Annotated in this window: 13 protein-coding genes; 7 read left to right on the top strand and 6 right to left on the bottom strand. The window is 67.6% G+C overall.

What is annotated here, in order from left to right:
• Positions 1–218: 218 nt before the first annotated feature.
• Entirely contained in the window at positions 219–950 is a 732-nt protein-coding gene (locus OID54_RS05845; RefSeq protein WP_329027284.1) for a TetR family transcriptional regulator, read from the bottom strand.
• 202 nt (positions 951–1,152) lie between these two features.
• Here OID54_RS05845 and OID54_RS05850 point away from each other — a divergent pair, with 202 nt between their 5' ends.
• Positions 1,153–1,938 (top strand): electron transfer flavoprotein subunit beta/FixA family protein, encoded by a 786-nt coding sequence (locus OID54_RS05850; protein ID WP_329014924.1) that lies wholly within the window; start codon positions 1,153–1,155, stop codon positions 1,936–1,938.
• 95 nt (positions 1,939–2,033) lie between these two features.
• Entirely contained in the window at positions 2,034–2,993 is a 960-nt protein-coding gene (locus tag OID54_RS05855) for an electron transfer flavoprotein subunit alpha/FixB family protein (protein WP_329014831.1), read from the top strand.
• Positions 2,994–3,235: 242 nt separating this feature from the next.
• Here the strand turns inward: OID54_RS05855 and OID54_RS05860 are convergent, their stop codons facing one another.
• The 4 genes from OID54_RS05860 to OID54_RS05875 form a co-directional block, all read right to left on the bottom strand.
• Positions 3,236–3,814, bottom strand: coding sequence for a DUF4240 domain-containing protein (locus tag OID54_RS05860; protein ID WP_329014926.1), 579 nt, complete (start codon positions 3,812–3,814; stop codon positions 3,236–3,238).
• An 85-nt stretch (positions 3,815–3,899) separates the two neighbouring features.
• Positions 3,900–4,694: a hypothetical protein gene (locus OID54_RS05865; RefSeq protein WP_329014929.1), complete on the bottom strand. Its 795-nt coding sequence runs from the start codon at positions 4,692–4,694 to the stop codon at positions 3,900–3,902.
• On the bottom strand, positions 4,691–5,140 hold the full coding sequence (locus OID54_RS05870; protein WP_329014932.1) for a hypothetical protein: 450 nt from the start codon (positions 5,138–5,140) through the stop codon (positions 4,691–4,693). The genes OID54_RS05865 and OID54_RS05870 overlap by 4 nt, the downstream gene beginning before the upstream one ends.
• Before the next feature lie 18 nt (positions 5,141–5,158).
• Complete coding sequence (locus OID54_RS05875) at positions 5,159–5,776, bottom strand: hypothetical protein (protein ID WP_329014934.1); 618 nt, start codon at positions 5,774–5,776, stop codon at positions 5,159–5,161.
• A 517-nt stretch (positions 5,777–6,293) separates the two neighbouring features.
• On the opposite strand from OID54_RS05875, the gene OID54_RS05880 reads away from it, so the two are divergent.
• The 5 genes from OID54_RS05880 (at position 6,294) to OID54_RS05900 (ending at position 11,403) form a co-directional block, all read left to right on the top strand.
• Positions 6,294–7,379 carry a chitinase gene (locus tag OID54_RS05880; RefSeq protein ID WP_329014936.1) on the top strand — a complete coding sequence of 362 codons (1,086 nt, stop codon included), beginning with the start codon at positions 6,294–6,296 and terminating at the stop codon, positions 7,377–7,379.
• Between the two features lie 324 nt (positions 7,380–7,703).
• Positions 7,704–9,638 (top strand): hypothetical protein, encoded by a 1,935-nt coding sequence (locus OID54_RS05885; protein WP_329014939.1) that lies wholly within the window; start codon positions 7,704–7,706, stop codon positions 9,636–9,638.
• Positions 9,635–10,198 carry a hypothetical protein gene (locus tag OID54_RS05890; protein ID WP_329014941.1) on the top strand — a complete coding sequence of 188 codons (564 nt, stop codon included), beginning with the start codon at positions 9,635–9,637 and terminating at the stop codon, positions 10,196–10,198. Before OID54_RS05885 ends, OID54_RS05890 begins: the two co-directional genes overlap by 4 nt.
• 144 nt (positions 10,199–10,342) lie before the next feature.
• On the top strand, positions 10,343–10,681 hold the full coding sequence (locus tag OID54_RS05895) for a hypothetical protein (protein ID WP_329014944.1): 339 nt from the start codon (positions 10,343–10,345) through the stop codon (positions 10,679–10,681).
• Positions 10,648–11,403 (top strand): hypothetical protein, encoded by a 756-nt coding sequence (locus OID54_RS05900; protein WP_329014947.1) that lies wholly within the window; start codon positions 10,648–10,650, stop codon positions 11,401–11,403. The genes OID54_RS05895 and OID54_RS05900 overlap by 34 nt, the downstream gene beginning before the upstream one ends.
• Positions 11,404–11,512: 109 nt before the next feature.
• Here OID54_RS05900 and OID54_RS05905 read toward each other — a convergent pair whose 3' ends face one another.
• A complete protein-coding gene (locus OID54_RS05905; protein WP_329014949.1) occupies positions 11,513–12,298 on the bottom strand; it encodes a TSUP family transporter in 786 nt (261 codons plus the stop codon).
• Positions 12,299–12,363 lie beyond the last annotated feature (65 nt).

Below are 12,363 nucleotides of genomic sequence, written 5' to 3' on the forward strand. Positions count from 1 at the left end.
TGACCGTGCCGTCTGCTCTGTCGGCGGCCCCACGGTCCATCTCGGTGAATGACGAATCTGCGCAATGCGGGTTGCTGGCTGGGACACGACTCGACCCCCTGCACTCGACTCGGAAAACAGCACGCCACCACGTTGGCGCACCGGCACCTTATGGCACCGAGTGCAGCACCGTAAAGAGTGCAAGGGGAATCGGCGATACTGAGTGCCAGTTTCGGGGCCTAGGCATCCTCACCCAGTGCGGACTCGATCTGCTGCACGACCTTCCACAACGGAGCCCCCCGAGGGGCGACCATGACGATGACCTCGCCGTCGTCGACTGACCTGTCTCTGTCATCGGTGGCGGCGACGGCGGTAGGGGATGGATTGGACTCACTTCCGCGCCCCCACACCGTTCGGACCAATGCCAAGGCGTGGTCGACGGAAGCATCCGCGTCATCGCGACCACCCGAACGCAACCAGCTGCGCAGGCCGTTGTTGTGTGCGGCGACCACGGCGGCGGCGATCACCTCGGCGCGCAATGCGCCTTCGGGCTCGTCCCCACCCCGGTCATCGACGTATCGGCGCCGAAGGAACCCGGCAAGGGTGCGTTCATACCGGCGCACCACGGAAAGCTCGTAGGTGCGCAGCCCGGGTACCTCACGCGTGAGGCGATAGCGCTGTACGGAGAACTCGGGGTTCGCCGCGTACATGCGTGTCACCAGTCGCGCCGCATCACACACCGTGTCGACCGGGTCGAGCGAGGCGTCCGGTCCGCGCTCCTCCAAAAAGGCGGTCATTTCGGCCAGGCACCGCTCGTGATCGGGGAAGACCGCGTCCTCCTTGGACGGGAAGTAGCGAAAGAACGACCGGCGACCGACACCGGCGCGAGCGACGATGTCATCCACCGTGGTTTGCTCGAAACCGCGCTCCAGGAACAGCTGGAAGGCAGCTTCGGCCAGCACCTCGCGCATGGGCGGCTTGGCGGCGATGGGCACGGCGGCGGGGCCGGTGGCCGCCTTGCGTCGTCTCTGCACTTCAGTCATACGGGGAACGTAACACCGCGGCCCCCCATTTGGCACTACGTACCTTTACAGGGGGTACTGCGTACCATATGGTCGCGAGGACAGTGTACGAAGTGATCCGACTCGTCGGTGGTCAGTAGGAGGTTTGGTTGTGGGTTTGAGGATTGTGGTGTGTGTGAAGTATGTGCCGGATGCTTCGGGTGATCGGGGGTTTGGTGAGGATTTGGTGGTGGATCGTGTGGGTGTGGATGGGTTGTTGTCGGAGTTGGATGAGTATGCGGTGGAGCAGGCGTTGCGGTTGGCGGAGGGGGTGGATGGGGCTGAGGTGACGGTGTTGACGGTGGGTCCTGAGGATGCTCGGGATGCGGTGCGGAAGGCGTTGTCGATGGGGGTGGATCGTGGGGTGCATGTGGAGGATGAGGGGGTGCGTGGGTCGGATGTGATGGGGACGTCGTTGGTGGTTGCGGCGGCGGTGGAGAAGGTGGGGTTCGATTTGGTGGTGTGTGGGATGGCGTCGACGGATGGGGTGATGGGGGTGTTGCCGGCGTTGTTGGCTGAGCGGTTGGGGGTGGCTCAGGTGACGTTGTTGTCCGAGGTGTCGTTGGTGGACGGTGTGGTGGTGGGGCGTCGTGATGGTGATGCGGCGTCGTTGGTGTTGGAAGCACCCCTACCGGCGGTGGTGTCGGTGACCGACCAGTCGGGCGAAGCACGCTACCCGTCGTTCAAGGGGATCATGGCGGCGAAGAAGAAGCCGGTCACCACCTGGGATCTAGACGATCTGGGCCTGGACGCCGAACAGGTCGGCCACACCGGAGCATGGACAACCGTGGACGACGTCACCGCACGACCCGCCCGCAGCGCGGGAACCATCGTCAAGGACGAAGGCGAAGGCGGCCGACAGATCGCCGACTACCTCGCCACCCACAAATTCATCTAACCCACCCCACCACACCCCGCCCCGCCACACCACGTCGCCCCGCCCCATGTCGCCCCGCGTCGCGTCGCGCCCCGTGCAGGAGTTGAAGGAAACCCATGGCTAACGTCCTCGTCTACGTCGACCACCACGAAGGCACCGTCCGCAAACCCACCCTCGAACTCCTCACCCTCGCCCGCCAATTCGGCGACCCCATCGCCCTCGTCCTCGGCCCCGGCGCCGAAAACACCCACACCACCCTCGCCGAATACGGCGCCACCCACATCTACACCCACAACACCCCCGAATACACCCAACACCACACCACCCCCCACACCCACGCCCTCCACACCGCCTACACCGACACCCAACCCACCACCGTCCTCCTCACCTCCACCCCCGACAACAAAGAAATCGCCGCCCGCCTCGCCCTCCGCACCAACTCCGGCCTCATCACCGACGCCACCGACCTCACCCCCACACCCCACGGCCCCCAAACCACCCAAACCGCCTTCGCCGCCACCTACACCACCCAATCCCACACCACCCACGGCACCCCCATCATCACCATCAAACCCAACTCCACCACCCCCCAAACCCACCCCACCACACCCACCCACCACACCCTCAACCCCACACCCACCAAACACCCCACCACCACCATCACCCAACACACACCCCGCACCACCACCGGACGCCCCGAACTCACCGAAGCCACCATCATCGTCTCCGGCGGACGCGGACTCGCCTCCCAAGAAAACTTCCACCTCATCGAAACCCTCGCCGACACCCTCGGAGCAGCCGTCGGCGCCTCCCGCGCCGCCGTCGACGCCGGCTGGTACCCCCACACCCACCAAATCGGCCAAACCGGCAAAACCGTCTCCCCCCACCTCTACATCGCCACCGGCATCTCCGGCGCCATCCAACACCGCGCCGGCATGCAAACCTCCAAAACCATCATCGCCATCAACAAAGACCCCGAAGCACCCATCTTCGACCTCGCCGACTACGGCATCATCGGCGACCTCTTCACCGTCATCCCCCAACTCACCACCCACATCAACAACCACAAAAACTAACTAAAACGCTCAAAAGCTAAGAAGAATGTTGCGGCTCGGCGCCCCCTCGGGGGACGCCGAGCCTTGTTGTGTGCGCGAGTTGATGTGCCGAGGCCGACTTCTCCCCCATGTCGACAATTCTCCGCTCAGCGCGGACGGCCGGATGCGTCACGACCCTCCCCACCTTCCCTGAGATGCCACCGTGGCCGCCCGACGGGTCCACGGGAGGGAAATCCACCGGGGGAATCCACCGAGGGGGCCGATCAGCCTTCGCCGTCGAGGAAGAGCGCGGCCAGCGCCGGCAGTCGGCGACGCATCTCGTCGTCATCGTCGAAATCGAAGGATTCCCCCATATCCGGCTCATGCCGGGTGCTCGACCCTGTCGCGGCTTCCCAGAGTTCCTCACTGCCGGCCAGCCGGGAGAAGGCTCGGGACGCGGCGTAGTTGCTGTCCTCGTCGAAGACGATCTCTTCCAACATGGTGGGCTCGCCGCTCTGTGCGACGGGGTGCTCCGCGAGGCTGTCCGGGGCCGCGAGGACCCTCTCGTACCAAGATCGACCCTGGGCGATGACACCGGCCCGGAAATCCATGAAGGAGTCGTCGGAGCAGCCACCGCCTATCAGATAGCCGGCTGCCCATACGTCCCAGCGGTACAACGCCCCGTGGACCGCGGTGAAGGTCAGTTCGTAGCCGAGGGCCTGGCCCGGGGAGGAACTGGCCAGTACGTCGGTAAGGACTGTCGCGAACGGACGTTCCGGTGTCGTCCTGGTGCGGGCCTCGTCGATGAGGCGCCAGAAGTCGTCGAGCGGGAGCGGCTGGGGAAGGGAGGTGTCTGTGATCACCGGTCCACTGTCGCAGAACGCACTGACAGTCCCGCCCCCGGCTGACTGCGGGCCGCTCCCCCACCGCCAGCTGCCCGATGGTGTCCTAGCCGTGTGCCAGGGAGCGGACGTCGTGCTGGAGTGACTGCACGATGCTCAGGGCGTGAGGATCGGGCTGCGGCCAGTTCGCCGTCTGTGTCCAGGCCATCTCCACGGCGGCGACGGCTCGGTCCGGCGCACCGATCTGGAGGTACATCCGCCCCAACAGGGCGAGGGCGACAGAGAACGCGGGATGAGCGGTGCCGACGCCCGACTCCCAGGTCCTGACCGCGTGCTGCAGCCTGGCCAGGCCGGGCACCTCGTGGCCCGACTCCCAGAGGCGCACCGCCCGTTCGGTGGCCAGTGTCAGTTCAGCCACCGGGTCCGGTCGGGAGAGCGCTCCGGCGCCGATCGCCAGCAGCGCCCCCAGCAGGACCAGGTAGAGACCAACGCTCGGGCTCAGATCAAGGGATTCTCCGGTCGGGGTGGGTGTACGACCGGCCTCGGCCATGTTCAGCACCGCCCAGCAGGCGGCCAGGGCGCCAGCGCCGATCAGTACCGTGCGGTGGCCACGGAGGGGCCCGCGCCACACCCGGTGTGCTGCGACCAGCAGCGCCGCAGCGCCGACGAGCAGTGTGACGACGGCGTCGCCGCCTGCCAGACCGGCCCGTGATCCCAATGCCATCCGCCCGGTGGCGTGCTGGGCCCAGCCGAACGAGAGCGGGCCGTCGCCGGACACCCAAGGCAGGAGGGAGCCGATGAGCAGCAGCACTCCGGCGCCGGCCGCGAGTGCCACGGGCCGTGACAGGGTGCGCAACCACCGGCCCGGATTCCACTGGGCCGGCTCCACACCGGCGGTCATGACCCGAGCCTAACGATGTCGGCGTGCAGGGTCTGGCCGGCGACGAACAGCAGCACGGGGACGAGGAGCACAGCCGAGGGCAGGAGCACGACGTTGGCCAGCAGCCTGAGCCGAGTGGTGGCCAGGCGTCGTGCGGCGAACAGCAGTCCGCCGGGTAGCAGGAGCAACAGGGTCACCATCGAGAGTGCGTAGCGGGCGAGGCTGTCGCCGGGGGCGGGGAAGAGCGCGGAGAGCAGCGATTCCTGGGCGAGCCAGGTGGAGCCGCGGACGAGCGCCATCACGGAGAAGTAGATGATGGTGAGCGGCAGGGCGAAGAAGAGCCAGTAGGCACTTTCGAAAGTGCCCGTCCGCTGGCTTCTGTAACCGCGTTCCGCCCACTCGCGCGCCGCCTCCTCGCCCTGGCGCAGTCGCCGCGAGGTTTCCTCGTGTTCGGTCTCCTCGAACATGTGCCTCCCCCTCCTTCTTCAGTTCCCCGCAATGAGCCGGGCCGCCCGGCGTCTTGCGATCACTCCCCATGCGCCGATCAGCGCTCCGCTGCCGCTGAGGCCGATCGTCCAGAACAGTGGGGCCCTGCCCTTGAGCTGGTCGGGCTGCGGGCCCCAGGCGATACGTACTCCCTGCTCGCGAAGAGTGGTGGAGACGCGATAGGTGCCCGGGGTCAGATCGAGACGGGCTGCCGTGGTGCCGCGCCAGTTGCCCTGTTCGTCCGACATCCAGTAGTCGCGCCCCTGGCGTTCACGTTTGATCTCGGGAGGGCGTCCGGCGTTCGGCACCACACGGATGGCTCCCGGTCGCGACGGCTCCTGATCGATGAAGGTGTCCAGTCGAGCCGAGCGGGCGAGATCGCTGCGGTACTCCAGACTTACCCAGTACGTGCCCGGGCGCTCGATCGCGAGGGACAGCGAACGGGTGGCGGGAGCTCGCTGTTTGGCGGCGGCCTCGGCGTTCCAGATGTCCCGGAAGCCGTAGTCGAACGTCATCAGGCCCAGGATGCCGAGCGACCACAGGAGGAATGCGAGGGCGCCCCAGCGGGGGCCGGGCCCCGTGGGTATGAACAGTCTTCGCACATCTGATGAAGCCATGGATTCTCCCCCCGGATCACCCCAGATGTCGCAAGTCGGAACCTTAACAGCCCTTTCGACACGGGGTAGTTGAAACAACCGCGGTCCCGTGTGGGCCCCGTGGGAGGAACTACCCGGTCCGAGGGCTCTACCCACCGTGGGGCGACATCACCCCACCAGCACTTTGGTCCAGACCTATTGACGACAGGTCTGGACCAACCTACGGTGTGGCGCATCGCACCGCGGATGTCTCCAGGCCCCCACAGTCCAGGAGGTAAGCGTGCTCCACAGAGCTACCCCTCCCTATCCTCCATAGCTCTCTCGGTCCTGCGGCTCTCCCCAGTCGCACGACTCCCCGTCTCCCGCCGCCCGGATGTTCACGACACCGGCCCCCCGGCAGTCGTTCCCCCACCGCGTGCCGCCCCGCCCCCAGGGCGGCACGCGGACATCCGCCTCGCGATCAACTACCCCCCACCACTCACCGAGAGCCCGACGCAGCGCCGAGCCGGTGCTCGCGGCGGGCCCGAAGGGAGCACGCATGATCGGTCGGAAGATGCGTTTGCTGGGTTCCGCCCTGGCCATGGCATTCGCCGTACAGATGGTGGCCGCCCAGGCACCCAGCGCCGCACCCAGCGACCAGAAGGCCGCCCCCACAGCGGCTGCAGCGGAAACCTGTGCGGTCAAGTCGAGGCCCACCGGCAAGGTGCTTCACGGCTACTGGGAGAACTGGGACGGCGCGGTCAACGGCGTCCATCCCCCGCTCGGTTGGATACCGATCACCGACAGCCGAATCCGCGCCAACGGATACAACGTGATCAATGCCGCCTTCCCGGTCATTCGCTCGGACGGCACCGTGCTGTGGGAAGACGGCATGGACAACACGGTGAAGGTCCCGACACCGGCCGAGATGTGTCAGGCCAAGCAGGACGGGCTCACCATCCTGATGTCCATCGGCGGCGCCGCCGCAGGCATCGACCTCAGCTCCAGCGCGGTCGCCGACCGGTTCGTCGCCACTGTGGTGCCGATCCTCAAGAAGTACAACTTCGACGGCATCGACATCGACATCGAGACCGGCCTCGTCGGCAGTGGGAACATCAACCAACTCTCCGCGTCCCAGGCCAACCTGATCCGCATCATCGACGGCGTCCTCGCCCAGATGCCCGCGAACTTCGGTCTGACGATGGCGCCCGAGACGGCCTACGTCACCGGTGGCAGTGTGGTGTACGGCTCGATCTGGGGCTCGTACCTGCCCATCATCAAGAAGTACGCGGACAACGGCCGGCTGTGGTGGCTGAACATGCAGTACTACAACGGCAGCATGTTCGGGTGCTCAGGTGACTCGTACTCCGCCGGAACGGTGGCCGGCTTCAAGGCCCAGACCGACTGCCTCAACCGCGGTCTGGTCATCCAGGGCACGACCATCAAGGTCCCGTACGACAAGCAGGTCCCGGGTCTGCCGGCACAGCCGGGCGCGGGCGGCGGCCATATGTCCCCGAGCCTCGTGGCGCAGGCGTGGAACGGCTACAACAACGCCCTCAAGGGGCTGATGACCTGGTCCATCAACTGGGACGGGTCTCGCAACTGGACCTTCGGAAAGAATGTGAAGACGCTCCAGGGCCGGTGACCGTCGGCCGACGATGACATCGCGGCTCAGGCCGCAGGGGACCGGTGCCGCTGAGCGGCACCGGTCCCCCTTTTGGGTCGCCATCCCCATCCCGCGCTGTCTGCCGGGGCGCTCGGGCACGGACAACGAGCCCCATCCGTCACCCGGTTCCCGGCCATCCCGAGGCGCCCGACGTTTTACCTTCAACCGATAGTGCGGATGGCCGGATCTATGGCGTAATGGTGACCGGCTCGGTGCGGAGTGTGGCCATACGTCCGAGGCCGGATCGATACGTCCTGTCCCGGGAGGGCAGGACGTGGGGGTCATACCGGACTGGGGGGTTCGATGGCCGGAAGTGATGTGCCCGCAGCCGGTCCGACGGGGAGAGAACCACGGCAACTGGCGGCCGAACTTGGCTCGTTGGCGCTGGATCCACGCGTGGCCGTCCATCGCGCCGCCTTGATCGAACTCGCAGGGGACATCCCCTACCCCGAACGGCTCGCTCGATGGTCCGGGACCGATCTGGTCGCCGTCTACAGCGCACCTGGATCGCTGCTCACCGTCCCCGGCCCCGAGCCGACGGTTCCGCGCGCCCGTGGAGCTCCCACACCGAACCAACCTATGGGGCGCATGAGTTGGGGGTTACGTCGGCAGAGATGGGCTCGAACCCTTGCGGGCTGGGCGGGTGCGCTGGTCTTCCTGCCGCTCTTGGTCACATGGGCTGGGCTGGGCGCTGCCGCCTGGGCCTATCAAGAGATGCGGGAGGCCGGAAAAGGGGGCAATGAATCGTTTCTCGGTCTGTGGCAGCAGGGCTTCGCCGGAGAGCTCTGGGCTCCGTTCCACTTCGATGTGATGGTGCTCTACACCGTCTTGGCACTCGGTGGTCTCATCGCAGCGACTCGGTTGCGCAGCCAGCAGGAGTTGGCCGATGAGCGTGCGACCAGGGTGTTCGCCGCCCGTTTGGCAGGGGCGCTTGCGCAAGTGCAGGCCCTGGCGTCCGGTGCGGCACATATGACACCGCTTCGGTTCGCCGAGGAGTTGCAGGGGGCAGCCGCCAATCTGCGTGCTCTGGGTGATCTGGCGGGCTCGGTCCAGCGTGAGACCCGGGAACTGGTCCAGCAGGCTCGGGAGACCGCGACCCTCACCCGGTCGGCCGCCGAAGCCCTGGGAGCGGCCGTCGCGGGTCTCCAGACGGCCGCCGCTGCCGTGGAACTGTCGGCCGACCATGCCTCGCAGGCCGCCGCAGGCGCCAACCGGGGTGCGGAGGTGCTCTCTCACGAGGTCGTCAGGGTCCTGGGCGAGATGGGTCGGCACGTCAAGGAGTCCGCGCTCACCGCAGCGGGCCAGTTGTCGGCAGCTGCCATAGATGCGGTGCACCGCATCCACGACGCGGCCGACGACGCAGCGACACATGAGGACAACGCGGTACGACGGGGAGTCGAACTGTTGGACCGTACAGCCGAAGCACTGGGGGGCACCCTCGACGGGGCGCGGACGGCCCTGGAGAACGCGACGGCCGAGTTGGGAGGCGCGACCGAGCAGCTCAACGGGACGGTGGCCGCACTGCCGCAGGCCCTGGAGGCATCGGCAGCCGACGGTGCGGAGCGAATCGGCTGGGCGTACGACCGGGCCGTCACGGCGCTCGCCGTCTCGCTGCGAGGCGATGTCCGGGCCGTATCCGGTGAACTCATCGCCCAACTGGATCAATTGCGGGAGCTGGCACAACAACGCGAGGGCGCTGAGCTGTCGGCCCGGATCAGCCGGGCGGACACGGAGGAGGATCTTCGCCTGGCGGTCGATGAGTTCCGTCGAACCCTGGCGGCCGTGGCCGCCTCGGTGGCGGAGGCGACCGAGCGGCTCACCCGTTCGGGTCCGGTGGCGGGGCCTTCGGACGCTTTCCTGGCGCGCTCCGCCCGGTCGCCCGAGGCGCGCGGTACGGACGGTCCGGAGCTGCCCTATGACGATTCAGCAGATCACCCGCGCGACGAGGGGCACACGGGCTGGGACGAGTGGTACTCCGAGGATCCCGATGACCAGAGCGTCCCCGATGACACCGCTGTGCACCGGGCCGCCCCCGTCGATCCTCGTCGTCTCGACGCGGCGGACGCAACGGGCCCCTATGACGCCGTTCCTCCGAATCCCTTCGGGGTCGGCGGTCCGTGGGAGGGCGGCGCCAGCGATGAAGCGCCCGAGCCTGCTGCCCGGAGTGTGACCGATCACCACGACGTACACCGTCCAAGGACCGGGTCGGCGACGAGCAACGGGGAGGAGGGGCCGTGAGGCAACGCTCTTCGGGGAGTGTGACGCATGCAGCGGGGTGGCTGTTCGCCGATCTGCTGCTCGTGATCACGGTGATCGCCCTCGGTGGTCAGTGGATCGCTCCCACCGCCGCCGACCTGGCCACGGGCGAACCGTCTCCCGCCCCCAGTGCATCAGCCGCACGATCCCCCTCAGCCACGCCCGCAACGGCGACGGCCCAACCCGGACTCGATCCCAACAGCGAGGATTTCGATGTGACCGGTGATGCGCCGGGGCTCCTGGCGGGCAGGGCGGAGGCCGTTCGCGAGATCCGTCAGGAGGTGGCCGAGGGCATCCGCGCCCACCCCGGGAAGACGGCGGCGCTCGTCATCGTCTGGGGTACGGCCGCTTCCTGTGGCACCTGTCCGGTCACCGATGACGCCAGCCGCGCATACGCCCGGGCCATCGCCGCCCTGCTGCCTTCCGTCTCCCCCACCTTCTTCCCTCCATTCCACGAGGAGATCATCCGCGGCTACCGCAACACCAGCGGTGATCGGGTTCGGGGCCAGGCCACGATCGAGCTGTTCTTCCTGCGCCAATGACTCCGGCCATCGCCCGAGTCACGGCAGCACACGCCACCACGACGGAGGGATCGCAGCGGCCCCGCCGAGCGAACCACCCGGCCTGCGATCCATCGACCTCTGGACGTCATCCGAGTACAGAACGGAACGAGGAGGACCACCACCTTGGCCCCACCACTGAATCTGGCCGAGTTGCGTCGCTTCGCCGACGAGACCCTCGCCATGCTCGAACAGCAGGAGATACCGGGGACCCAGGAGGCCCACGACCGAAACGCCGAGGTGATGCGATTCGTCCTCGAACTGCGCGACCGGGTGCGCAAGCCCGTCACGTTCGGTGTGGTGGGCGAGTTCAGTGTGGGCAAGTCCCTGTTGTTGGGCTCGGTCCTCGGCAGACCGGACCTCCTGCCGGTCGAGGACCGCAAGGCCACCGGCAACGTCAGCAACACCGGCGGGACGCCGTGCTGTTGCGGATGCCGGTGGGTCTCGGCGGCTCCACGCTGCTGAGCGCGGTCGCCGCGGGTGCGCCCGACGGTGCCTGGTCGCAGTCGGCGGCTTCCCATGCCTGTCAGGCGCTGGTCACACAGGTCCAGAACCAGGCCGATGTGCTCTCCTCCTGGCTCGCACCTCACTCGGATGCGCCCCCCGGCGAGCCGAACACCCTGGAGGACTTCTCGACGCCCGCGGCTGCGCTACGGCTGGCCCTGGCGGACGTGGGGCGGGCGATCAGAGTGGAGGCGAACAACCGGGGTTGGTCCTCGCAGGAGGGCACGGCGGACGATCGGGCGGTGGAGGTGGCGATGACGGGGTTGTTGTCGCCCCTCGGCGACCGGCCGTCGCGCACCCATCTGGCCTTCGGAGCCGGCGACGGAATGGTGCTGCGGCTGCGCGACGGCCACTGGTCGACGGTGTTCCCCGTCCAGGAGGCCGGGCCAGGTGGACCCCCGCTGCCCCGTAGGAACGCGAAGGTGCGGTGGGATCCGATCCACACCCGGGCGGGGGATCTGTTGGCGGTGTGTTCCAGGCCCACGGCACAACTGCTGTTGCATGAGGGTACGGGTGACTGGTTCGCCGATCGATGGGAGGGCAGGCAGCCGCGGCTGACGTCGTTCCTCCTGCACGTGAGCGCATATGTGCGTACGGCGGTCGAGGACCGGAGTCTGGTTTGTCTGTGGGACTTCGGCAACGCCGCGGACGCGGAACGGGCTGGGCAGCCTCGGCGGTGTTGAGGAACCCACGGCCGATGGAAGCCGCCCGATGCCCTGGTTGTTCACCGGACGGTGGAGTTCACCGGCGCGCCGCTTCCCGTCGGAGGCCCGCTGTGCGGGGGCGCCGCTCTCAGATAAGCCCCTGGACCGCATAGAGGGCGCCCAGCGCCATCGCCAGGGTCCCCAGCAGCAACCTCAACGACGTTTCGGGAAGCCTGGGTTGGAGATGCGCACCCACCGCGCCCCCGCACAGGCCCCCGAGTCCGCAGACCAGCCCGAGGAACCAGTTCGGAGCGATGTTGTGTCCGGGGACGGCGAAGGCGAGTACCGCATAGGTGGCCGCACCTACGAGAGAGGTGACGAACGTACAGGCCAATGCGGCGGGAGCGACCCGGGAGACCGCCATCCCTCGGCCCGCCAGGATCGGACCGATCAGCGAACCACCACCGATGCCGTAGATCCCACCGGCCGTACCGACGGCCAGTGCCAACCAGACGGTGGAACGGGTACCGAGATCGGGCCTCTCCACCTGACCCGACGGTCTGAGGGTACGGATGCACAACCACAGACCGAGCGGCAGCAGGAGTGCGGCGACCAGGAGTCGAAAGACCTCGGGGCCGGGGATGGCGAAGACACGGATCACCGCGCCGAGGACCACTCCCGGCACGGCACCGGCGATCAGCAGCCGGGGCAGTCGACCGCCCAGCCCTCCTCTACGGCGATACCGCAGCAGTGCCCCCGGCCCGGCGACCACGTTGTAGAGCAGATTGGTGGGAGTCACCGAAGGGCTCGGCACCTGGAGCAGACTCAGCTGCACCGGCAGGAGGAACACCGCTCCGGACACACCGACGGGTGCGGTCACGATCGAGATCGCGAACCCTGCTGTGAACGCGAGCAACCCACCCGACCAGTCCACCCGTCCCCCTTCGGATCACTGACTTGAGTATCCACCTGGGCGCAGTGGGGCCGGATCGCGGATCA

This window comes from Streptomyces sp. NBC_00690, assembly GCF_036226685.1.
In the GTDB taxonomy this organism is placed as follows: Bacteria; Actinomycetota; Actinomycetes; order Streptomycetales; family Streptomycetaceae; genus Streptomyces.

Bases quoted from the DNA above. Each gene is read 5' to 3' on its own strand.
- OID54_RS05845 (WP_329027284.1), bottom strand. From the start codon at position 950: ATGCGCGAGGTGCTGGCCGAAGCTGCCTTCCAGCTGTTCCTGGAGCGC.
- OID54_RS05855 (WP_329014831.1), top strand. From the start codon at position 2,034: ATGGCTAACGTCCTCGTCTACGTCGACCACCACGAAGGCACCGTCCGC.
- OID54_RS05865 (WP_329014929.1), bottom strand. From the start codon at position 4,694: ATGACCGCCGGTGTGGAGCCGGCCCAGTGGAATCCGGGCCGGTGGTTG.
- OID54_RS05870 (WP_329014932.1), bottom strand. From the start codon at position 5,140: ATGTTCGAGGAGACCGAACACGAGGAAACCTCGCGGCGACTGCGCCAG.
- OID54_RS05875 (WP_329014934.1), bottom strand. From the start codon at position 5,776: ATGGCTTCATCAGATGTGCGAAGACTGTTCATACCCACGGGGCCCGGC.
- OID54_RS05880 (WP_329014936.1), top strand. From the start codon at position 6,294: ATGATCGGTCGGAAGATGCGTTTGCTGGGTTCCGCCCTGGCCATGGCA.
- OID54_RS05885 (WP_329014939.1), top strand. From the start codon at position 7,704: ATGGCCGGAAGTGATGTGCCCGCAGCCGGTCCGACGGGGAGAGAACCA.
- OID54_RS05900 (WP_329014947.1), top strand. From the start codon at position 10,648: ATGCCGGTGGGTCTCGGCGGCTCCACGCTGCTGAGCGCGGTCGCCGCG.